The organism is Streptomyces sp. NPDC096311, from assembly GCF_044763085.1.
Lineage (GTDB): Bacteria > Actinomycetota > Actinomycetes > Streptomycetales > Streptomycetaceae > Streptomyces.
In genome coordinates, this window is sequence record NZ_JBIWFN010000015.1 from 192,131 (window position 1) to 213,056 (window position 20,926).

Below are 20,926 nucleotides of genomic sequence, written 5' to 3' on the forward strand. Positions count from 1 at the left end.
ATGTCCGCACGCATCGCCTCTCCCCGCTTCCTCGCCCTGGTCGGCACCGTTGTGCTGTGGGCATCGGCCTTTCCCGCCATCAGGGTCGGCATCGACGGCCTGGGAGTGGCGGCGCTGTCGTTCCTGCGGCTCCTGATCGCCGCCGTCGCGCTGCTGGCCGTGGCGCCCTTCGCGAAGGTACGGCTGCCGCGACGCGGCGACCTGCCGCTGATCACCCTGTGCGGGGCCACCGGCATGACCGCGTACCAGGTCCTGCTCAACTGGGGTGAAGTGCACGTGGAGGCCGGGACCGCGAGCCTGCTCATCGCGATCGCCCCCGTCTTCAGTGTGCTGCTGGGAAGCCTGTTCCTCGGAGAGCGGCTCACCCGCGACATCGTCGTCGGCAGCGTCGTCGCGCTCGCGGGCGCGGCCGTCGTCAGCCTGGCCCAGGGCACCAGCGGGTTCTCCGTCTCGGCCCTCGTCATCCTGGCGGCGGCCGTGGTCCAAGGGGTCTACCACTTCGCGAGCAAGCCCCTGCTGCGCCACTACACCGGTCTGGAGGTCGCCACCTACGCGATGGTCGCGGGTACGGTCTTCGCGCTGCCCCTGATCCCCGCCACCTGGCACGCGACCGTCCACGCCCCGGCCGCCGCACTCGCCTCCGCCGCCTACCTGGGCCTCCTGCCCTCCGCCCTCGGCTTCGTCATCTGGGCCTACGCCGTTGCCCGGCTGCCGCTCGCCGTCTCCACCGCGGCCCTGTACCTGGTGCCGCCGGTGGCCCTGATCGTCTCCTTCGTCTGGCTGGCGGAGGTGCCCCGCCCCGTCGCGCCGGCCGGTGGAGCGATCAGCGTCGCGGGAGTGATCCTGATCAGCCGGCACAAGCGGAACCACCACCCCACCACCGTCCCCGCCGTGGACGCGTCCGAGCCGCAAGGAGCCACTTGTGCTTGACGTACGCCGCCTGCGCATCCTCCAGCACCTGGCCGCCTACGGAACCGTCGCGGCCACGGCGGACGCGCTGCACCTGACCGCACCGGCCGTCTCCCAGCACCTCGCCGCCCTGCAGAAGGAGGCCGGCACGCCCGTCGTCGAGAAACACGGCCGCACGCTGCGTCTGACCGCCGCCGGGGAACTGCTGGTGGCCCACACCGAGGTCATCCTGGCAGAGCTCGCGGCAGCCGAGTCCGGCCTGGCCGCGATGAAAGGCGGTCGCCACGGCACGGTACGGATCAGCGCCTTCGCCTCCGCCGCCCGCACCCTCGTTCCGCCCTTGTTCGAACGTCTCACCGGCACCGGCACCGGCACCGGCACCGATCCCGACAACGGCACCGGTGCCAATCGGGATCTCTCGCTGCGACTCTCCGTCCAGGAGCCCGACGAAGCCCTCGACGCACTCCACAAACGCTCGACCGACCTCGCCCTGGTGCACAGCTACACCGTGCTGCCGCGCAGTGTCCCCGCGGCGTGGGAGCAGACAGTCCTGATGGAAGAGCCAGTCCTCCTCGCCCTGCACCCCGACCGGGCCGGTCGGGAGGGCCTCACCGCCGGACAGCCCGCGGACCTGTCCCGCCTGGCGCATCTGGCGTGGCTGACCCCCGGCCCGGAGACCTCCTGCTACGAGATGATCCAGCGTGCCTGCGGCGCGGCCGGCTTCGTCCCGGACATCCGGGCCTCCAGCAGTGACTTCTCCGTGCTGACGGCTCTGGCCGCCGCCGGCGCCGGTGCCGTCCTGGTGCCCCGCATGGCTCTGCCGGACCACACCGCGCCCCTCAGCCTCCACCCCCTGGTCCGTCCCGTATCCCGGACCGTCTTCACGGTCAGCCGCGCGGGCACCGGCACACACCCCGACCTGAGGGCCGTACGCGACCTCCTGCACGAGACGGCCACGGCGCTCGACGACAGGGTCGCCGACCGGCCCCGGTGACCGCGACGACCGCCCACGCAACCTCGAAGAGCGCTGTCCCCTCCTACCAGGGGAACCCACCCGGGTACTCGGAGAGGAGCACCTGTTGGCCCGTCAGTTGTCCCGCCGGAAGTTCATGGTCTACTCGCTCGCGGCATCCACACTGACCCTCGCGGCGCCCATCGGCTGCGACACGTCGTCGGCGGAGGGTGTCGAGCCCACCGCGGCGGAGGCACACGGGCCCTCTCGTGTCCTGGTGACCGGCTCGGACGAGGAGATGCTGGTGCTGGAGGTCACCGCGGCCAACAAGGTGGTCGTACGACTGCCGCGCGTCGAGGTCGGGCAGGGCATCACGACCGCGGTCGCCATGATGATCGCCGAGGAACTCGACGCCCGGCTCGTCGACGTCGACATCCCGCTCGCCGAGGCCCGCACCAAGGGGAACCAGTACACCGGCGGCTCGAGTTCCGTCCGTTCCCTGTACGGTCCCGCCCGCGCGCTCGCCGCCATCGCCCGGGCCCGGCTGGTGACCGCGGCCGCCCGGCGCTGGCACCTGCCCGCCCGAAGCCTGCGTACGCGGGACACGATGGTGGTCGCCCCCGACGGCCGTACGGCCACCTTCGGATCGCTGACGGCGGCCGCCGCCCGGATCCACCGGCCCGACGTGTCGGACAATCCCAAGCCCGCGTCCGAGCACAAGGTGATCGGACGGCCGACGGGCCGGATCGACGCGCGGGACATCGTCACGGGCAAGGCGAAGTACACCGGGGACCTGGAGGTGGCCGGGGCGAAGCCGACCGTGGTGGCCCGGCCGCCGACACTCGGTGGGCGACTCGTCTCGGTCGACGACCGCGCGGCCCGCGCGATGCCCGGCGTCCACGCGGTGGTCAAGGTCGCCGGCGGTGTCGCCGTGGTGGCGGAGTCCTTCCACCACGCTTTCCAAGCCCGCGACGCCTTGCGCATCACCTGGAGGCCGGGGCCACTGGCGTCGTTGTCCGACGCCGGCATCCGGTCCCGGCTACGGGCCGCCGTTCCCTCGGTCGGGGCGCCGCCGCGCGGATCGGCGCAGGTCGAGGGCGAGTTCGAGTTCGCCTTCGTCAGCCATGCCCCGATGGAAGTGCTGACCGCGGTGGCGGACGTACGCGCCGACCGGGCCGAGATCTGGTTCTCCTCCCAGACACCGATGGACGCGCGCGAGAGCATCGCCTCGGCGATCGGACTGCCGAAGTCGAAGGTCCGCGTCCATGTCGTGCGTGGCGGCGGCTCCTTCGGACGGCGGCTGAACTACGACGCCGCGATCGAGGCCGCCCTGATCTCGAAGGCGGCACGGCGACCGGTCAAGCTGATGTGGAGCCGCGGGGACGACATCCGGCACGGCCGGATGCGCGGGGCCTCGCATCACCGGATCCGGGCCAGCCATGCGCGGGGCAGGGTGGTGGCCTTCAGCCATGCGATGGCCTCGGTGAGCGAGTCGTACGAGCGGCAGGGCCTGGCCGCTCAGGGCGGCTTGGCCGTTCGGGGCGGTGTGAGCACGGTGGCCGCGGGCCCGCTGCCCAGTGACAGCGGCCTCTACAACTTCGGGCGCGTCTCGGGGAGTTCGGGCTCGGTCGAGCTGGCGATGCCGCTCGGAGCCTGGCGGTCGGTGGACTCCGGGACCATGCGCACCGCGGAGGAGATCGTCGTCGACGAGGTCGCCGCCGAGCTGGGGAAGGACCCGTTGGCCTTCCGGCGCGGCACGCTCAGGAACAAGGCCGTCAAAGCCGTACTCGACAAGGTCGCTGCGGCCGGAAACTGGGGTCGGCCCCTGCCGTCCGGCCAGGCGCAGGGTGTGGCCGTCCACGAGGAATACGGCTCCTGCGTGGCCTGCCTGGTCGAGATCGACGCCACCGACCCGAAGAACCCCCGGGTGACCAAGATGGTGATGGCGGCCGATGTCGGAACGGCCGTCAACCCGCGTGGACTCCAGGCCCAGCTCATGGGCACCGCCATCGACGGCATCTCCACCGTGCTGCGGGCCGGACTGCACATCGACCAGGGTGCGGTGCGCGAGGGCAGCTTCGCCGACTTCCGCTACGCTCGCCAGCAGCATTCCCCGTTGCGCTTCGAGGCGCACATCATGCCGTCACGGCGCGAGCCCGGCGGGGCCGGCGAACTCGGCGTGCCGGCGGCGGCCGGTGCTGTGGCGAACGCCTACGCCCGTGCGACCCGTACCAAGCCCCGCCGCTTCCCGATCAACTTCTGATCGCTGTCCGAGAAGGTGCTGATGCCCTCCTATTCCTTCGTTCTCAACGGAAAGCCGGTCACCGTCGAGGCCCCCGCCGACATGCCGCTCCTGTGGGTACTGCGCGACCTGCTGCACGTCACCGGGCCCAAGTACGGCTGTGGCGTGGGGGTTTGCCGTGCCTGCACCAGCCACCTGGACGGGGCGGAGATCCAGCCCTGCGTCGTCCCGGTCGCCGACTGCGCGGACCGCGGGGTCACCACGATCGAGGGCCTGGCCGACGGTGACACCCTGCACCCCGTACAACAGGCGTGGCTCGACTGCGATGTCGCTCAGTGCGGCTTCTGTCAGCCGGGCCAGATCATGGCCGTCGCGGCCCTGCTCCAGAAGACGTCCCCACCCACCGACGACGACATCGACCGTATCGAGAACGTCTGCCGCTGCGGCACGTACTCCCGGATCCGCGAGGCGATCAAGAAAGCCTCCGAGGTCAGGCGTCCGCGACCGTCGCCGTGATGGGCGTGCCGATCTCGACCGTGCGGCTGACCGTGCAGAGCCGGTCGTGGGAGGTCTTGACCGCCCGGGGGAGGATCGCGCGGGCGCGGTCGCCGAGTTCGCCGTCCGGGAAGGTGACGGAGAAGGTGACCACGAGGTCGGTCATCCGGTTTCCGAACTCGTCATTGATCTTGTCGCCCGTGACGGAGACGGCGAACCCGGTGGGCTCTGCGTGGCGGGCGGTGGCGACATCGACGTCGGCCGCGGTGCAGCCCCCGATCGCGGCGAGCAACAGCTCGACCGGGGTGAAGTCGGTGCCGCCGTGGGGATCGGAGCTGGTGCCGAAGCTGATCGTGCCGCCGCGAGGGTTCGTAGCGGTGAAGTGGCCGGTGCCGGTCCGCTCGACGGTGACGGAACGCAGGATGTTTTCGGTCATGTCGACGACACTAACCCGCAGGTCGCGAGACCTGGTCCTGTCGACGGTGCGACGCGAAGAAACTGCGCCCGCGCGTCCCCGTCCCGGCCTACGCGGTGCTTCTCAGGGGGTGCAGTACAGCGGCGCCGACCCGCAGGAGCGCGGACAGGGGTGGCTCGACCCATCGGGTCAGTTCGCGCTGCAGGGCGGGGTCGAGCTCGATGGTCACCCGGATGTATCGGGTGTGCAGGTGAGTGACCTTGACGGGACGGGGTGCGGCGACGTCCGGTTCGCGCTGCAATGCCGCTCGGTAGGTGTCCTTGCGCTGGTTCACGCCTTGTCCTGACGTTTGATGAGTTCGTCTGCGAGGTCCATGTACGCCGAGCCCTTGGCCTCGACCGGGCTGCCGAACGACTGGGCGTACAGGTCGAGTCGGGGAATGTGGGTGGCCAACACGTCGAAGCCCCGCTCGGTGAGGGCTTCGCGAGCGTCGGCATCGGGGCCGGTGCGCGTGGCATCGGGACGATTGGTGCGGTTCAGCAGGACAGCGGCACGGGCCGGCTGCGCCCGCAGCGACTGCACGTCGCTCATCTCGCTGCCGATGGGTGCCATGCGATCCAGCTCGATGGGGGCCGGGGTCAGCGGCACGATCCACTCGCTCGCGTATCTCATGATGCTCCGGGCGATGTGGGCATGGTCCTCCAGCTGCGGGGCGTCGAACACCACGGCCTGTCGGCTGCCGAGAAAGTCGTTCACACGCCGGTGCACGTCACCCACCGGAAAGGCGATCACAGGAAACGGGAAGCCTCCTGCCAATTCGCTCCAGCGCAAGGCGGAGGAGGCGGGGTCACTGTCCACCAGCAGGGGGGAGAGGCCCGACTCGTGCAGGGCGTGGGCCAACCACACTGCACTGGTCGTCTTTCCCACTCCGGGTTTCAGATTCACAAAGGCATAGCTCAGCGGCACGAGACGCAACGCTAACGGTCGCGAGCGGCCGACTGTCGTTGGCGCGGCACACGCTCTCCCTTTTCACCCTGCGGCGCCGTGAATCATTCGTAGGGGCTAACGCGGAAGGACCGACGGTGGATCAGTCGGCCAGCGCGGAGGCCAGTTCCCGCGCGGCTTGCACGAGTTCCTTGTCCGGTTCGTCGAGCAGGCGCTGGATCGTCTCGCGGTGGGCGCGCACGGCTCGGCGTGCCTCGCGTTCCCAGCCCACGTAGTTCTCACGGCGATGGAGCAGCTTGGGGTAGGCGACGGCCGTACTCTCCCACTGCCGGGCGTCGGCGATGCTCTTCAGCAGCTGAAGGACCTGCACACGGCAGGGGACTTGAGGGAGCTGGGCGAGTTCCCACAGGAAGGGGACCGTGGCGGCGGTGGCCTGGTCCACGACGAAGCCGTACTGGCAGATGCGTTGCCGTAGACGCGCGAGCGCGGCAACGGCGGTGGCTTCGTCACCCGTGGTGATGGCCGCGAGCAGGAGGGGGATGCCCGTGGCGGACCCGGTGGAATCCTGGAGCTCGCGCCACGGGACGTCTCTCAGGTTCTTCAGGGTTGTCTCCATGTCCGCTCCCACGAGAGGCGTTGAGTGATGCCGTGCGCCGGGCGGCTCTGCCGATGCGGCGGCTGTCATGTCGGACCCTGCCAGGGCGGTGATGCCGGCTGAGACGGAGGAGTGGGCAGCATCGCCCAGACGGTCTTGCCTGCACGCGAGCGAGTCCAGCCCCAGTGCTCGGACAGCTCTTCGACGATGCGCAGGCCGCGGCCGTGGACTTCCAGCGGGGCGTCCGTGCCTGGGTAGACGGGCGGGCTCTCGAACTGATCGGTGACGGCGCACACGAGATGGGTGCGTCGAAGCGTCAGATTCAGTCGCACGCCGCTGTGCCCGCCGGCGGAGTGCGGTGCCGCGTGAAGTACCGCGTTCGTGGCCAGTTCGTTGACGATGAGGACGGCGTCGTCACTGCGGTGGTCCAACTCCCAGTGGCCAAGGGTGCGGCGGGTGAAGGCGCGTGCCTGGGCGAGCCCCTGGCGGGTGTCGGTGATGCACAGGCTGGCGAATCTGGGTGAGGTGCACACGGGATCGCTTCCCCCGGGCCGTTCTCGCCCCGCGACGGAGAAGCGCGCTTCTTCCATGAGTGAGCCGGCCGGAGCGGCTCGACCCGACGATGGCGCAGCCCTGCCGCTTGCAAGGCTCGGTGCTTCGCGTGCAGGTAAGGACACGACATCTCCCTGATGCGACGTCAGGTGCGGTGCGGCAACGGTGCGGTTGACTCCCGGGCTATTATCCATCCTGTCAGCGCCCGTCGTGCAATTTCACGGGAAATTGCACGAGTGGGTGGCTGGGCAGGCCGCACGGGTTCGGTCCGCTCCAGTGGGCGGCCGACCTGTACACCGTGGTGGAACGTGAACAAGGAGAGTGCGGTGCCGTCAGTGCGAAACGGAATGCGGGCCAGTTCACTGGGTGTTCGCTGGGTGAAGAGTCGGCACAGCAACGCCGAGGGCAACTGCGTCGAGGTGGCCTCCCTGGCCGAGGGGGGCGTGGCGCTGCGCAACTCGCGCGACCCCGACGGGCCGGCCCTCATCTACACAGCGGCTGAAGTGGCCGCTTTCCTGGCCGGAGCGAAGGATGGGGAGTTCGACCACCTGGTGTGAAGCGGAGTCGCGCGATTCCACTTCTGCCGACGCGTGCGACAGAAGGCCGCGGGATGCGAGGATGGAGTCCGTCGTCTGCCGTTCTCCAGGGAGTCAGGATGTCCGCCGAGTCACCTCGTGTCTCCCGTCTCGAACCGTATCTGACGCGGACCGAGCCCGCTCCGACCTTGCTGAAGATGCTGGTCGGTGTCCAGCTCGCGGGCATCCGCGAAGACGCCGGCCTCGCGCAGGAACAGGCCGCTCGCGCCATCGGGTTCAGTCCGGCGAAGCTGTCGCGCATCGAAGCCGGCAAGGGTCGTCGGCCGCCCACGGAAGGCGACGTCCGCGCGCTGTTGGAGCTCTACAAAACCGATGACCATGAGTCGTCGGTTCTGCTCCAGTTGCTGGGGCGTGCCGGTGAGCCGGGATGGTGGCAGCGCTACGACAAGCGGCTGATGCCCGAGTGGTTCGATCGGCTGGTAGGGCTCCAGGAGGCCGCTGCCGCCATCCGCACCTTCGAGATCCAGTACGTCCCCGGTCTGCTGCAGACTCCGGCCTACACCAGGGCGGTCGTGGAGCGCGGCTTGCCCACGGCACCGGCCGGTGAGGTGCAGCGCCGTGTCGAACTGCGCACGCGCCGACGGGAACTGCTGCGCCGTGAGGACGGCCCTCAACTGTGGGCGATCATCGACGAGTCGGTCCTGTTGCGCGTACTCGGCAGCCGCGAGGTGATGCGCGAGCAGCTCGAGTACCTCGTGGAAATGGCCCAGCGTCCCCAGGTGACGTTGCAGATCGTGCCTCTGGACGTGACGCACGCGTCCGCGCCCGCCATCCCCATCACCTACCTGCGCTTCGGCGGCCTCGATCTACCCGACATCGTCTACCTGGAGCACATCAGGAGCGCGAACTTCCTGGAGGACCGGGACGAGACCGAAGAGTACCGACTGGCCCTGGACCGTCTGGGAGACGAAGCCCTCACCCCGCGCGATTCCCTGACGCTGTTGCGGGACACGAATGCGGGGCGCTATCCGGCGTCGTGACTGCCTCCGGCTCCACCGGCCGTATCCCGGTGGAGCCGACGGGAGCAGTCCCGTGGTCTTACGGCCTTACCGGATTCGGCCTACGCCGCCGAACTCGACCCATTCCTGGGTGAGCTGACGGGGTGCGACCTCGCTGTCGGGCCGCCAGGTGGACACCTCCACCAGACCGGGCTCCAGGACGTCGAGGCCCTCGAACCACTCCGCCACGTCCTTCTCCTGGCGGACCCTGCCCCAATGCCCCTGGGTCGCCTGATCCATGAAGTCGGTGACGAACTCCCGGACCTTCTCGTCCTCGCTGACCAGCTGGCACATCACCATGAAGCTGCCGGGCACGAGCCGCTCGGCCACCCGGTGGGCCACGGCGAGCGGACCGTCGGTCTCCCCGTCCGGAATGCAGTGGAAGACCGAGTTGAACAGCACGGCCACCGGCTGCGAGAAGTCGAGCAGGCGCTGGGTGTCCGGGTGGGAGAAGATCTTCTCCGTGTCACGCAGATCGGCGTGGATGACCGTGGTGCGGTCATTCTGGTCCAACAGCGCCCGTCCGTGCACCAGCACCATCGGATCGTTGTCGACGTACACCACGCGCGACGAGGGGTCGACGCGTTGCGCGACCTGGTGGACGTTCTCCTGGGTGGGCAGGCCTGACCCGTGGTCCAGGAACTGCCTGATGCCGTACTCGGCTGCGAGCGTCCCGACGACCCGCTGCAGGAAGCGCCGGTTGTTCAGCGCCAAGGCGCGCGTGCTGGGTACGACCTTGTCCAGCTCGGCGCAGGCTGCCCGATCGGCTGCGTAGTTGTCCTTGCCGCCCAGGTAGTGGTCGTACATGCGAGCGGCCGTGGGTACGGTGGCGTCGATCTTCGTGGACAACTGCTTTCCAGCCTGCATCGTTCCCCCAGCTCCAAGCTGCTTCTAGTGGCTTGGCTTGACAGACAATACATCCTAGGCAGTGGGCAATTGGGGACACCAGCCCGTTGACCGAGGATCTCCGGGACACCACCCGTGAGACCCTCCGGCCCGGCGCGTGTCCAGTCCTCGCCGTGGCATCGTGCGGCCGTGCCGCCCGGTGAGGAAACATGGGACCGCAAGCGATGAAAAACCGAGGTGGAGGTGCGGGTACATGCAGCACGAACGAGCGGGCAATCCGGCCGGTCCCGAGGACCTCGTCGACGTAGCCCGGCTGGTCACGGCGTATTTCGCGCTGCACCCCGACCCGGCGGAACCCGGCCAGCGCGTGGCCTTCGGTACGTCCGGCCACCGCGGGTCGTCACTGGCGACCGCGTTCAACGAGGACCACATCGCCGCGACGAGCCAGGCCATCTGCGAGTACCGCGAGGGCCAGGGCATCGACGGTCCACTCTTCCTGGGCGCCGACACGCACGCCCTGTCGGAGCCCGCGAAGGTCACCGCGCTGGAGGTGTTCGCGGCCAACGGAGTGTCGGTGCTCCTTGACAGTGCGGACGGCTACACGCCCACTCCGGCGGTCTCGCACGCCATTGTGACCCACAACCGCGGACGGTCCTCGGGTCTCGCGGACGGGGTCGTCGTCACCCCCTCCCACAACCCGCCCGCAGACGGTGGCTTCAAGTACAACCCGCCGAACGGCGGCCCGGCCGGCTCCGAGGCGACATCCTGGATCCAGGACCGGGCCAACGAACTCATCGAGGGCGGGCTCAAGGGCGTACGGCGCATCCCCTGCACGAGGGCGCTGGCCGCCCCCGGCACGGGCCGCTACGACTTCCTCGGCACCTACGTGGCCGACCTGCCGCACGTGCTGGACCTGGACGCGATCCGCACCGCCGGCGTGCACATCGGCGCGGACCCTCTGGGCGGGGCATCGGTCGCCTACTGGGGACGCATCGCCGAACAGCACGCGCTCGACCTGACGGTGGTCAACCCGCTCACCGATCCGACCTGGCGATTCATGACGCTGGACTGGGACGGCAAGATTCGGATGGACTGTTCGTCGCCGTACGCCATGGCCTCGCTCATCGAGCAGCGCGACCGTTTCCGGATCGCCACGGGCAACGACGCCGACGCCGACCGCCACGGGATCGTCACACCGGACGCCGGGCTCATGAACCCCAACCACTACCTCAGCGCCGCCATCTCCTACCTGTACTCCCACCGGGACCAGTGGCCCGCGGACACGGGGATCGGCAAGACGCTGGTGTCGTCCGGCATGATCGACCGGGTCGCCGCCGACCTGGGCCGTCAACTCGTCGAAGTGCCCGTGGGATTCAAGTGGTTCGTGGACGGGCTGGTCGGCGGCTCGCTCGGCTTCGGCGGGGAGGAGTCGGCCGGCGCGTCCTTCCTGCGCCGCGACGGTTCGGTGTGGACCACCGACAAGGACGGCATCATCCTGGCCCTTCTCGCCTCCGAGATCACGGCGGTGACCGGGAAGACCCCCTCGGAGCACTACACCGCGCTGACCGCACGCTTCGGCGCCCCCGCGTACGAGCGCATCGACGCCCCGGCTTCCCGTGAGGAGAAGGCCCTCCTCGCGAAGCTCTCGCCCGCACAGGTCAGCACGGACACCCTCGCCGGGGAAGCGGTCACCGCGGTGCTCACCCATGCTCCGGGCAACGACGCGCCCATCGGCGGCATCAAGGTGACCACCGCCAACGCCTGGTTCGCGGCCCGTCCCTCGGGCACCGAGGACGTCTACAAGATCTACGCCGAGTCGTTCCTCGGAGCCGATCACCTGCGCCAGGTGCAGGAGGAGGCGAAGGGCGTGGTCTCGGCGGCATTGAGCGCCTGACGCCACGCGTGTGATCCGAGCGGATCCGGACAAGGGCTGTTGCCGCAACGGCCCTTGCCCGCACCCTCTTGCCTGCGAGGACTCTTGTTCGCGAGGGTCCTTCAGCCCGTCAGCCGGCGTCCCTGCCGCCATCACCTGCCGCTGCCCCCGAACTGCTGCTTTCAGTCACGGTCGAGAGGTCGATGTCCCACTCCAGGTGCTGGAGGAGGTCGCTGTCTCCGGGGCGGGGAGCGGGCGCTCCTCGACCGGTGCGTGACGGTGTGTGGAGGCCGCGGGAGATCTTGCCGCTGGTCGTGATGTTGTGCTCCACGCGCGGGCGGCGGAGGGCCTCGTAAAGGATGAGCGCGGACTCGGTATCGGGCGCGTCCCGCAGTGACTTCGCGAGGACGACAGCGTCCTCGAGCGCCATCGACGCTCCTTGCCCGGTCGCGGGGGAGGAGCGTGGGCGGCGTCGCCAATGATCAGGGTCCGTCCGTGGCGCCATGGTGTGCCGGTCGGGATCTCGGTCGCGTTGGTGACCATGATGCGGTCGGTGGTGGCCGCGACCACGTCCGCGGCGGGAGTGGCGTCCCCGCGCAGCAACGGCAGGAGCAGCTCACGCCAGTGGCCGGGCGTGCCGTGCGCGATGTCGTCGGCGGACAGCGGCTCACCGGCCACACGCGCGAACCAGTACGTCTCTTCGCCGGGCGAGACCGCACAGCCGAAGGCGGCCGCGCCGCCCCTCACCATGGTGATACGCCCGGTCTCCGCGACCAGGGGCGCCTCACCGGCATAGCCGTAGAAGACGCTCTCACCCGCGAAGCAGGGCCGCGTCCGAGGGGCGATCGACTCCCGGACGGTCGAGCTCAGCCCGTCGGCGCCGATCAGCAGGTCACCGGTCGCGGTGGAGCCGTCGGCGAAACGTGCGGTGACGCCGTCCCGACCGTTCTCGACGGAGGTGAGCCGGGTGCCGCGCCGCAGGCCGATGCCCCGGCGTGCCGTCTCCGCCTGCAAGGCGGCGTTGAACTCGCCACGGCGGAGGCAGCGGTAAGCGAGAAGCGGGTCGTGGGCCTCTCCGAGCGGCATCTGTGCCACCTCGGTGCCCGCTGCGTCGAGCACGCTCATGGCGCGGAGCGGGAAGCCGACCTCGGTGACCGCGGCGGAGGCGTCGATCTGGGCGAGGGCACGCATGCCGTTGCTCGCGAGGGTGAGGAAGGTACCGATGTCCTCGGCCGACTCGGGGTGCGCCTCGTACACGGTGACGTCGAACCCTGCCTTGTGCAGGGCCAGGGCCGTCGCCGTACCGGCGATACCGCCTCCGATGACAATGATCTCCGTCATGTCGTATCCCCTGGCACCCGTAGGGCTCTCGCGCGATGTACCTGCGCAGTGCCCAACGCGCGGGTGAGCGCGAGGGGTTCCCGACCGGTCGCTCGAACTTCCGGTATCAGAAGAAGCTGGACAGGTGGCCGATGCGGTGCTGCTGCCGTTCCTGGCCGAGCAGTTGTCGACGGGCTGCGGTCGCATGGCCGCGCCGGTGTTCTAGCCCTCCTTGTGGTCGGCTGCCACGGCGCGGTGGACGCTCTCGCGGAGCAGGGAGCGACGCTGCTCGTGAACTTCGGGGGGCTCCTGGGCGGTTGCCGCGTAGACGTTGCTGACCGGTGACCAGGCCATGGACATCGCGATGACCATCGCCATCACGTCGAACGGGTCTCCCTGGCGCACCGATCCGGCGGCCTGGGCTTCGGCGATGGCCCGCACCTTGCGGTCGTCGAGGCGGTCGGGGTCGTCCACCAGGTGCCCGGTCGGGCGGCGCTCCAGGCGAGCCCAGGTGGCCAGCCGGATCAGGTCGGGACGGCGGAGGTACTCGTCGTAGAGCCGTACGGCCCAGTCCGCGAGGTCGGTGGCGTCGATCGGGACGACATTCACGATCCGCTCCAGCGAGCCGAAGAAGATGGCGTCGAAGAGCCCCTCCTTGTTGCCGAAGTAGGCATAGAGCTGTGCCTTGTTCGTGTGCGCGGCGGCCACGATCCGCTCGATGCGTGCGCCGGCGATCCCGTGCTCGGCGAACTCCTGGGTCGCCACATCGAGGATGCGCTGGTAAGTCGCCGCTCCGCGCGAGGTCAGGGGCCGGTCCGTCATGCCCGTCAGGGTACCAAACAGAACAGTTGGTTTGCCTGGGGCGGCAGGCGCGTGTACGTTGAGATAGACCGAACAGTCTGTTTAAGGAGATGCGCGATGCGCACAACAACTGACTGGCAGGCGGACGGGCCGACGGCGACGCTGCGACGGACGTCGCTGAAGCGGCGCGACCTGCGCCCGGACGACCTCGCGATCCGAGTGGACTACTGCGGTGTCTGCCACACCGATCTGCACGCCGTCCGCAGCCACGACGGCGCAGGGGGCCGCCCCCTGGTACCGGGACACGAGTTCACGGGCGTGGTGGCCGAAACCGGACCCGCCGTCACCCGCTTCTCCGTCGGCGACCCTGTCGCGGTCGGCAATATCGTCGATTCCTGCGGGGAGTGCGCGATGTGCCGGGCCGGCCAGGAGAACTTCTGCCACGCGTTCCCGACCCTGACCTACGGGGGCGTCGACCGTCACGACGGATCGACCACCCTGGGGGGCTACTCCCGCGAGTACATCGTCCGCGACCGGTTCGCCCACCCTCTTCCCGCCGGTCTGGATCCGGCCGCTGCCGCTCCTCTGCTCTGCGCCGGGATCACCGTCTGGGAACCGCTGCACACCTTGGGCGGGGGGCCGCACAGTCGCGTCGCCGTGGCGGGATTGGGTGGCCTGGGCCATCTCGCGGTCAAGATCGCCGTGGCGCTCGGGGCCGACACCTCGGTCATCAGCCGCTCACCCGACAAGGCCGACGACGCTCGTCGTCTCGGCGCCCACGCTCTCATCGTCTCGACGGACCAGGAACAGATGGCCGACGCCCGTGACCGGTTCGACGTCGTCATCGACACCATCTCCGCCCCGCACGACCTGGGCCCCTACCTGCGCCTGGTCGCCATGGACGGGACGCTCAGCCACCTCGGGCACCTCGGACCCGTCACCGTGGAGACCATCGACCTCCTCGTGGGACGCAAGAAGCTCAGCTCCGCAGGCAGCGGTGGGAGGCCCGCGACCACCGCCATGCTCGATTTCTGCGCCGAGCACGGCATTGCCGCCGACATCGAGCTCCTCCCCTCGGCGCGCGTGAACGAGGCTCTCGAACGCCTCGGCCGCAACGACGTGCGCTACCGCTTCGTCCTCGACATGTCCGACCTGGCAGCCTGAAGCAGGTGCCGACCCGCTGTCCCGGTCATCCCTGGCGGGCCGTGTCGTGCCGTCGGGGTGTGTAGTTCGGGGGTCGTGGGGGACCATGGAAGGCGACGCGCCTGTGGAGACAGGCAGGCCGCGCTCCAGGCCGGCGGATGGCCTCGCGTGCCGCCGACCGCGGAAGGAGTGCCTGTGATGAGCGAAGCCGAATGGCGTCCGTCGGGCATCGACTGGGCTCGCCCCCGCCGGGACAGCGAGCCGGCGCAGCCGAGCGGGCTGATGGACCTCCTCGGCGTCGCGGCGACCCTGCTGGACGCGGAAGGAAGGATCGTCCTGTGGAGTCCCCAGGCAGAGGAGCTGTACGGGTACACCGCGGAGGAGGCGCTCGGGCAGTACGCCGCGCTGCTGCTCGTCCGTGAAGAGGACTGGGACTGGGTGATCAAGAAGTTCGCCGAGGTCATGGAGACCGGGCAGGGCTGGGGCGGCACGTTTCCCATCCGGTGCAAGGACGGGAGCACCCGGCTGGTGGAGCTGCGCAACACCCGGCTTCTGGACGACCACGGCGACTTCTACGCCCTCGGGCTCGGCACCGACTCACCCACGCTTCGCGAGGTGGAGCGGGATGTCGCCCTGTCCACCCGGTTGATCTCCCAGTCCCCCTTCGGGCTGGCGATCCTCGACACCGACCTCAGATACCTGGCCGTCAACCCCGCGCTGGAGCGGATGCACGGCCTCCCCGCGCAAGAGCACCTCGGCCGTCGCTACCGCGAGATCATGAGCCCCGACAAGTTCGAGGTGATCGAGGTCGCGATGAGGAGGGTGCTCGAGAGCGGAGTCCCCCTGGTCGACGAGTCCACTGTCGTCGGCTTCACCCCGGCGGACCCGGAACAACGGCACGCGTGGTCGATCTCGGTGTACCGGCTGGAGGACACCCAGGGCCGTGTTCTCGGGGTGGCCGAACTCGTGGTGGACGTCAGCGAGCGGTACCGGTCGGCCATGGAGGCCACCGAGACCCGGCGGCGCCTGGCCCTGATCGCGGATGGCTCCGCTCGCATCGGCACCACTCTGGAGGTCGAGGAGACAGCGCGGGAGCTGGCCGAGGTGACCGTTCCCGATTTCGCCGACATGGTCGCCGTCGACGTGCTCGACTCCGTCCTCGACGAGCATCGTTCCGCCTCCGACAACGGCCCCGCGCTGTTCCGCGCCCTCGCCGTGAAGGCCGCCTACCCCACCGAAGCCGTCCTGGCCGCCGATCCGCCGGGCCACCTCACCACCTACGAGGCCGATCGTGTGGCCACTCGATGTGTGCGCACCGGCCGGCCCATCCTGATCGCACACGCCGACGGGAACGACCTGAGTTGCATCGCCCGCGACGACCGCGCCGCCACGTTGCTGGCCCGGGCCGGGGTGCACTCCTACATGGCCATCCCGTTGACCGCACGGGGTGCCATCCTCGGCTTCCTGGGGCTTTCCCGCGCCCGGGATCCGCGGCCCTTCGACGAGGACGACCTCGCCATCGCCACGGAGCTCGCATTCCGCGCCGCGGTGTGCATCGACAACGCCCGCACGCACCAAAGCGTGCGCACCGCCGCCGAGACCCTCCAGCGCAGCCTGCTCCCCGACCACCCGTCCCGCCTTCCCGGCCTTGAGGTCTCTTCCCGCTATGTCCCGGCACAGGCTGCCTACGAGATCGGCGGCGACTGGTACGACGTGCTCCCGCTCGGCGGCGACAAGACGGCCCTCGTCGTGGGCGACGTCATGGGCAGCGGCATCGACGCCGCCGCGGCCATGGGGCGCCTGCGCACCGCCACGGCCGCCTTCGCCAGCCTCGACCTGGAGCCGGCCCGGGTTCTCGAGCAGCTCGACTCGATCACATCCGGGCTGGAGCAGTACATCGCCACCTGCCTCTACGCGGCCTACGATCCGCACCGCGGCGAGTGCCGCATCGCCAACGCCGGCCACCTGCCTCCTGTCCTCGTGCGCAGTGGCGAGCGCCCCCGGCTGCTCGACCTGCCCGCAGGTATCCCGCTCGGAGTCGGCGGTGTCCCGTTCGAAGCGACCGCCGTCGAATTCGGTCCGGGCGACAAGCTGGTCCTGTACACGGACGGTCTGGTCGAGACCCGCCACGACTCCATCGACGAACGCCTCGCCGTCCTGGTCCACGCTCTGGAGGTGGCCGACTGCCCGTTGGAGGAGACGTGCGACCGCCTTCTCGAGGGGCTTCGACATCCGCGCGACCGCGACGACGTCGCTCTGCTGATCGCCCGCGCAGTACGTTCCCCGTGACGAGGACGCGGGGTTACTTGCCCCAGATCTTCCGGAACGCCTCCCGATAGCCCGACGGATCCCAGGTCGTGGCTCCGTGGCTGTTGTCGGCCGTGGTGATGTGGACGGGGGCCACGTATCCGCCGGCGGGCCGACCGGAGAAGGCGCGGTTGAACTCGTCGACGATCTGCCAGCCCTGCAGGGACAGCGGCTCGGGGACGGTGGCGGCCTGGTACTGCTCGCTGTTGATGCGCTGGAAGGCGGAGGGGTCGCCGTCACCTGCGCCGATGTTGAAGGGCGGGCCGGCGCCGTTCTTGCCGGCGGCACGGAAGGCCGGGGCGGCGTCGGCGAAGTACAGATCGTTGATGGCGACGGAGTGGGTCCACGTGCTCCCGAAGCGGGAGAGGAGAGAGGAGATCTCCCGGGGGATGCGGCTGCTCGCGTCCGAGATCGGGATGTTCTCGTACGACAGGAGCCGCACGCCCGAGCAGGTGGAGAGGTCTCTCCTGATCAGCTCGGACTTGTTCCTGGCGAAGGGGATCGAGGCATCGGTGATGAGCACGACCCCGGCGTGGCCGTCGGAGTGCGCGATGATCCACTGGGCGCTGATTGCGGCCACGTCCTCGACCCGGGTGGTGACGTTGGTGAAGAGCCGGGGCCTTCGGCTGGGTCCGGGGGCGGCGACCGCGTGCCAGCCGATGAGCGGGATGCCTGCCTTGTCGGCCTGGGAGACCTGCCGTGACGTCGAGTTGGGGTCGAAGCCGCCGATGACGATGCCCGAGGGTCTGAGTGCCAAGGCCGCGCTCATCGCCGCCTGGACGCCTACGGGTGTGCCCCCGCCGTCGATCACCCTGACGTTCCAGCCGATGATCCGTGCGGCGTCCCGCACCCCGTTCGCGGCGCCCGCGACGCCGGGATTGGTCATGCTCTGGGCGACGTAGACGATGGTCTTGCCGGGGACTGCCGTGGGGCCGCTGGTCGGCCCGCTCCAGGGGATGTCGGTCTTTTCCGCCTGTCTGACGGCGGTCTCGGCACGGTCCTGGATCGCGGGGCAGCCGCCAGGGCCCGTGGGGGAGGCTCCCCGGTCGTGCGACGAGCCGCGTTCGCAGCCCGCGAGGGCCATGGCCGCGACGACCACTGTGGTGGCGACGGACCGCACCCTCATGACGGCGGGAGTGGCCTTGCGGGTGCCGTGCACGGGAGCTCCTCGCGGAGGATGGGGCGGGACGATGCGGCCGAGAACACACAGGTGGTCCCCGTGGCGCTGGTCATGGAGCGGTGCCCGCCGCACCACCGTTGCGCGTCGGGGAGGAGGGTGGGGGAGGCGGCGCGTCGGGCGAGTCGCGGGCCGCCGCCGCGCCGGTGCGAAGGCGGCGGGCGGAGTAGCCGGACAGACCGACAGCCACGAGCAGGGTGCCGCCGTAGAACAGCGGAATCGTCCAGAAGCCCGCGCCCATCTGACCGATGCCCGTGAGGCCGACGGCCAGGACGGCGACAGCGACGACGGTGCCCATGGCGTTGGGACGGCCGGGTCTGATCGCGGTGGAGCCGAGGAGGGCGGCGGCGAAGGCGGGCAGCAGGTAGTCGAGGCCGACGCTGGGGTTGCCGATCTGCTGCTGGGCCGCGAGCAGGACGCCGGCGAGGCCGACGATCAGTCCCGACGCAGTGAACGCGTAGACGGAGTACCTGCGCGTCGGGATGCCGATGAGGTCCGCGGCGCGCCGGTTCGCACCGATGACGTACAGGTAGCGGCCGAGCGGCAGCCGTTCCAGCACCAGCCAGAGCGCGACGGCGAGAGCGAGCACGTAGAAGGCGGGGACGGGAAGGCCGAGGAACATCGAGTCGTAGAGGTCGGTGAAGGCGAGGGGGAGGCCCTGCGGGCCTGGGACGATCCGACCACCGTCGGTGACCCAGCCGGTCACGGCGTACAGCATGCTGCCGGTCCCGAGCGTGGCGATGAAGGAGCTGATCCGGCCGAACTCGACGATGACACCGTTGAGGACGCCCACGACCGCTCCACCCAAGATCACCGCGAGGCAGGCGAGTGGCCAGGGCCAGCCGTTGTTGACGACGAGCTGCATCACCATGACGTGCGCCAGGCCGAGGCCGTAGCCGAGGGAGAGGTCGAAGCTGCCCGTCACGATGGGGACCATGGCGGCGAGGGCGAGGACGGCCGGGATCGACTGGGTGGACAGGATCGAGTCGACGGTGCCCAGCGTGGGGAACGTACGCGGCAGGGCGAGGGAGAAGACCAGGAAGAGCAAGGCGGTGAGCGCCAGGAGCCCGTACCTGCCGATGAGGTGCCCGCCCGGTCCGCGCGGTCGCCGGGGCCCGCCCGGTCGGCCGAGGTGGCGCGGCGGCCTCGGTCGCTGCGGCCGGGGTCGGGATGGGGAGGAGTCCGTCATGGGTGGGTCGCGGTTCCGGAGAGGGGCATGGCCGACGCCGCCCGGGTGAGCCCGGCGACGGTGAGGTCCGGACCGCTCAGCTCGGCCGTCACGGACCCGCGGACGAAGACCAGGGCGCGTCGGCACACGCCCGCGACCTCCTCGAAGTCGGTGGAGATCAGCAGGACCGCGAGGCCGGCGGTCAGCCCGTCGCCGAGCAGGCGGTAGACCGCGGCCTTGGCGCCGATGTCCACGCTCGCGGTCGGCTCCTCGAGGATCAGCAGGCGCAGGCCGACCCGGAGCCACCGGCCGATCACGACCTTTTGCTGGTTTCCGCCGGACAGGGTGGCGAGGGGGGCCTCGCTGTCCTGGGGTCGCACCGAGAGCCGTTCGACCAGGTCGGCTGCCTCGGCACGTTCGCGGCGGGGGCTGATCCAGCTCAGCGCCGACAGGCCGCCCGCGGCGGGGTTGGCCAGGAGGTTCTCGCGTACCGTCAGCTCGGCGGCGCAGCCCTCCCGCTGTCTGTCGCCGCTCACGAAGCCCACCCCGAGGCGGACGGCGTCGGCGATCGTGCGCGGGCTGTACGGCTGACCGCCGAGCAGGACGCGCCCGTCGAGGACGGCCCGGGAACCGGCGAGGGCTCGGCCCAGGTCCATGTGCCCCGCGCCCGAGAGTCCGACCAGGCCCAGGACTTCTCCGGGCCCGAGGCCCAGGCTGACGGGTCCCGCGCCGGCGGTCCGTACGCCGTCGAGGGTCAGGACGGCCGGGCCGTCGGCCGGAACCGTGGCGGGCCGGTAGCCGGCCGGTTCCTCGCCGACGATGTCGTGCACCAGACGGGCGGGGCCCCGGCCCGCCAGCGGGCCGTGGCTGACGAGGCGGCCGTCGCGCAGCACGGCGAAGGTGTCCGCGACCTTGTACACCTCGTCCAGCCGGTGGCTGACGTAGAGAATGCCGTGCCCCTGATCGCGCAGGGCGTGGAGCAGGCGGAAGAGCCGGGCGCAGTCCGTGGCGGGGAGTCGGGCGGTGGGCTCGTCCAGGACGATGAGCTTCGCGTGTGCCGCCAGGGCACGGGCGATGGCGACCAGCGAGCGCTCGGCGGGGGAGAGCCGGGCGATCGGCGCGTCGGGGTCGAGATGTCCGGCGACGATTTTCAGGGCGTCGGCGCAGCGCTCCCGGGTCCGCCGCCAGGAAATCAGGCCGCCGCGTCGGGGATACCCGATGCCCAGAGCGATGCTCTCGGCGACCGTCATCCACTCCACGAGTCCGAGGTCCTGGTGGATGAAGGACATGCTGCGGGAGGCGCCATGACTTCCGAGGGGGTGCCCGTCCACCGTGATCTGTCCCGCATCGGCCTGGTGGACGCCGGCGAGCACCTTGATGAGCGTGGACTTTCCCGCACCGTTGGGCCCCAGAAGGGCGAGGACGCTACCGGCGTGGACATCGAGGTCGACCCCGGCCAGTGCGAGGGTCCCGCCGAACCGCTTGCCGAGCCCGCGGATGCGGACCAGAGGCGTCGCCCCCAAGGGCGGGACGTCCTTCGGGGAAGTGTCGGGAGCGTCATGCACGGACATCTCCGAGGGGTCGTCTGGCGA

At 70.2% G+C, this 20,926-nt stretch carries 19 protein-coding genes and 1 pseudogene; 9 read left to right on the forward strand and 11 right to left on the reverse strand.

The window, feature by feature from the left end:
- From ACIRA5_RS34310 to ACIRA5_RS34325, 4 genes are all read left to right on the forward strand, one after another.
- Positions 1-930, forward strand: a complete 930-nt coding sequence (locus tag ACIRA5_RS34310) for a DMT family transporter (protein ID WP_403697599.1) — start codon at positions 1-3, stop codon at positions 928-930.
- Positions 923-1,903 (forward strand): LysR family transcriptional regulator, encoded by a 981-nt coding sequence (locus ACIRA5_RS34315; RefSeq protein WP_403697601.1) that lies wholly within the window; start codon positions 923-925, stop codon positions 1,901-1,903. The genes ACIRA5_RS34310 and ACIRA5_RS34315 overlap by 8 nt, the downstream gene beginning before the upstream one ends.
- A gap of 115 nt (positions 1,904-2,018) precedes the next feature.
- On the forward strand, positions 2,019-4,124 hold the full coding sequence (locus ACIRA5_RS34320; protein ID WP_403697769.1) for a molybdopterin cofactor-binding domain-containing protein: 2,106 nt from the start codon (positions 2,019-2,021) through the stop codon (positions 4,122-4,124).
- A gap of 21 nt (positions 4,125-4,145) precedes the next feature.
- Positions 4,146-4,619 carry a (2Fe-2S)-binding protein gene (locus ACIRA5_RS34325; RefSeq protein ID WP_403697604.1) on the forward strand — a complete coding sequence of 158 codons (474 nt, stop codon included), beginning with the start codon at positions 4,146-4,148 and terminating at the stop codon, positions 4,617-4,619.
- On the opposite strand, the gene ACIRA5_RS34330 is transcribed toward ACIRA5_RS34325, so the two are convergent.
- The 5 genes from ACIRA5_RS34330 to ACIRA5_RS34350 form a co-directional block, all read right to left on the reverse strand.
- Positions 4,594-5,034 carry an OsmC family protein gene (locus ACIRA5_RS34330; RefSeq protein ID WP_352048858.1) on the reverse strand — a complete coding sequence of 147 codons (441 nt, stop codon included), beginning with the start codon at positions 5,032-5,034 and terminating at the stop codon, positions 4,594-4,596. The genes ACIRA5_RS34325 and ACIRA5_RS34330 overlap by 26 nt on opposite strands.
- Before the next feature lie 88 nt (positions 5,035-5,122).
- On the reverse strand, positions 5,123-5,347 hold the full coding sequence (locus ACIRA5_RS34335; RefSeq protein ID WP_403697607.1) for a hypothetical protein: 225 nt from the start codon (positions 5,345-5,347) through the stop codon (positions 5,123-5,125).
- Positions 5,344-5,979, reverse strand: coding sequence for a ParA family protein (locus ACIRA5_RS34340; protein WP_352048860.1), 636 nt, complete (start codon positions 5,977-5,979; stop codon positions 5,344-5,346). Before ACIRA5_RS34340 ends, ACIRA5_RS34335 begins: the two co-directional genes overlap by 4 nt.
- Positions 5,980-6,100: 121 nt before the next feature.
- A complete protein-coding gene (locus ACIRA5_RS34345; RefSeq protein WP_403697610.1) occupies positions 6,101-6,643 on the reverse strand; it encodes a hypothetical protein in 543 nt (180 codons plus the stop codon).
- Entirely contained in the window at positions 6,640-7,086 is a 447-nt protein-coding gene (locus ACIRA5_RS34350) for an ATP-binding protein (protein WP_403697613.1), read from the reverse strand. Before ACIRA5_RS34350 ends, ACIRA5_RS34345 begins: the two co-directional genes overlap by 4 nt.
- A gap of 366 nt (positions 7,087-7,452) precedes the next feature.
- Here ACIRA5_RS34350 and ACIRA5_RS34355 point away from each other — a divergent pair, with 366 nt between their 5' ends.
- Positions 7,453-7,662, forward strand: a complete 210-nt coding sequence (locus ACIRA5_RS34355) for a DUF397 domain-containing protein (RefSeq protein WP_054233872.1) — start codon at positions 7,453-7,455, stop codon at positions 7,660-7,662.
- Positions 7,663-7,760: 98 nt separating this feature from the next.
- Positions 7,761-8,681 carry a helix-turn-helix domain-containing protein gene (locus ACIRA5_RS34360; RefSeq protein ID WP_403697616.1) on the forward strand — a complete coding sequence of 307 codons (921 nt, stop codon included), beginning with the start codon at positions 7,761-7,763 and terminating at the stop codon, positions 8,679-8,681.
- Between the two features lie 66 nt (positions 8,682-8,747).
- Here the strand turns inward: ACIRA5_RS34360 and ACIRA5_RS34365 are convergent, their stop codons facing one another.
- Positions 8,748-9,566, reverse strand: a complete 819-nt coding sequence (locus ACIRA5_RS34365; RefSeq protein WP_403697619.1) for an SAM-dependent methyltransferase — start codon at positions 9,564-9,566, stop codon at positions 8,748-8,750.
- A 232-nt stretch (positions 9,567-9,798) separates the two neighbouring features.
- Here ACIRA5_RS34365 and pgm point away from each other — a divergent pair, with 232 nt between their 5' ends.
- Complete coding sequence (pgm, locus tag ACIRA5_RS34370; RefSeq protein WP_403697621.1) at positions 9,799-11,439, forward strand: phosphoglucomutase (alpha-D-glucose-1,6-bisphosphate-dependent); 1,641 nt, start codon at positions 9,799-9,801, stop codon at positions 11,437-11,439.
- Between the two features lie 109 nt (positions 11,440-11,548).
- Here the strand turns inward: pgm and ACIRA5_RS34375 are convergent.
- Positions 11,549-12,759 (reverse strand): annotated as a pseudogene (locus tag ACIRA5_RS34375) (FAD-dependent oxidoreductase).
- A 201-nt stretch (positions 12,760-12,960) separates the two neighbouring features.
- Positions 12,961-13,560: a TetR family transcriptional regulator gene (locus ACIRA5_RS34380; RefSeq protein ID WP_403697624.1), complete on the reverse strand. Its 600-nt coding sequence runs from the start codon at positions 13,558-13,560 to the stop codon at positions 12,961-12,963.
- A 96-nt stretch (positions 13,561-13,656) separates the two neighbouring features.
- Between ACIRA5_RS34380 and ACIRA5_RS34385 the strand changes: the two genes are divergently transcribed.
- Both ACIRA5_RS34385 and ACIRA5_RS34390 read left to right on the forward strand, forming a co-directional pair.
- Positions 13,657-14,703, forward strand: a complete 1,047-nt coding sequence (locus ACIRA5_RS34385; protein WP_403697627.1) for an NAD(P)-dependent alcohol dehydrogenase — start codon at positions 13,657-13,659, stop codon at positions 14,701-14,703.
- Between the two features lie 177 nt (positions 14,704-14,880).
- Complete coding sequence (locus ACIRA5_RS34390) at positions 14,881-16,971, forward strand: SpoIIE family protein phosphatase (RefSeq protein WP_403697630.1); 2,091 nt, start codon at positions 14,881-14,883, stop codon at positions 16,969-16,971.
- Positions 16,972-16,984: 13 nt separating this feature from the next.
- Here ACIRA5_RS34390 and ACIRA5_RS34395 read toward each other — a convergent pair whose 3' ends face one another.
- The 3 genes from ACIRA5_RS34395 to ACIRA5_RS34405 form a co-directional block, all read right to left on the reverse strand.
- A complete protein-coding gene (locus ACIRA5_RS34395; RefSeq protein ID WP_403697771.1) occupies positions 16,985-18,115 on the reverse strand; it encodes a substrate-binding domain-containing protein in 1,131 nt (376 codons plus the stop codon).
- 103 nt (positions 18,116-18,218) lie between these two features.
- The gene (locus ACIRA5_RS34400; RefSeq protein ID WP_403697633.1) at positions 18,219-19,355 is read right to left on the reverse strand and encodes an ABC transporter permease; all 1,137 of its coding nucleotides are present in this window, start codon (positions 19,353-19,355) and stop codon (positions 18,219-18,221) included.
- Positions 19,352-20,899 (reverse strand): sugar ABC transporter ATP-binding protein, encoded by a 1,548-nt coding sequence (locus tag ACIRA5_RS34405; protein WP_403697635.1) that lies wholly within the window; start codon positions 20,897-20,899, stop codon positions 19,352-19,354. Before ACIRA5_RS34405 ends, ACIRA5_RS34400 begins: the two co-directional genes overlap by 4 nt.
- Positions 20,900-20,926: the final 27 nt, after the last annotated feature.

Coding starts and splice junctions, on each gene's coding strand:
- ACIRA5_RS34395 (WP_403697771.1), bottom strand. CDS start 18,115: ATGAGGGTGCGGTCCGTCGCCACCACAGTGGTCGTCGCGGCCATGGCC.
- ACIRA5_RS34320 (WP_403697769.1), top strand. CDS start 2,019: ATGGTCTACTCGCTCGCGGCATCCACACTGACCCTCGCGGCGCCCATC.
- ACIRA5_RS34390 (WP_403697630.1), top strand. CDS start 14,881: ATGAGCGAAGCCGAATGGCGTCCGTCGGGCATCGACTGGGCTCGCCCC.
- ACIRA5_RS34400 (WP_403697633.1), bottom strand. CDS start 19,355: ATGACGGACTCCTCCCCATCCCGACCCCGGCCGCAGCGACCGAGGCCG.
- ACIRA5_RS34355 (WP_054233872.1), top strand. CDS start 7,453: ATGCGGGCCAGTTCACTGGGTGTTCGCTGGGTGAAGAGTCGGCACAGC.
- ACIRA5_RS34385 (WP_403697627.1), top strand. CDS start 13,657: ATGCGCACAACAACTGACTGGCAGGCGGACGGGCCGACGGCGACGCTG.
- ACIRA5_RS34345 (WP_403697610.1), bottom strand. CDS start 6,643: ATGACAGCCGCCGCATCGGCAGAGCCGCCCGGCGCACGGCATCACTCA.
- ACIRA5_RS34360 (WP_403697616.1), top strand. CDS start 7,761: ATGTCCGCCGAGTCACCTCGTGTCTCCCGTCTCGAACCGTATCTGACG.
- pgm (WP_403697621.1), top strand. CDS start 9,799: ATGCAGCACGAACGAGCGGGCAATCCGGCCGGTCCCGAGGACCTCGTC.
- ACIRA5_RS34330 (WP_352048858.1), bottom strand. CDS start 5,034: ATGACCGAAAACATCCTGCGTTCCGTCACCGTCGAGCGGACCGGCACC.
- ACIRA5_RS34365 (WP_403697619.1), bottom strand. CDS start 9,566: ATGCAGGCTGGAAAGCAGTTGTCCACGAAGATCGACGCCACCGTACCC.
- ACIRA5_RS34325 (WP_403697604.1), top strand. CDS start 4,146: ATGCCCTCCTATTCCTTCGTTCTCAACGGAAAGCCGGTCACCGTCGAG.
- ACIRA5_RS34310 (WP_403697599.1), top strand. CDS start 1: ATGTCCGCACGCATCGCCTCTCCCCGCTTCCTCGCCCTGGTCGGCACC.
- ACIRA5_RS34380 (WP_403697624.1), bottom strand. CDS start 13,560: ATGACGGACCGGCCCCTGACCTCGCGCGGAGCGGCGACTTACCAGCGC.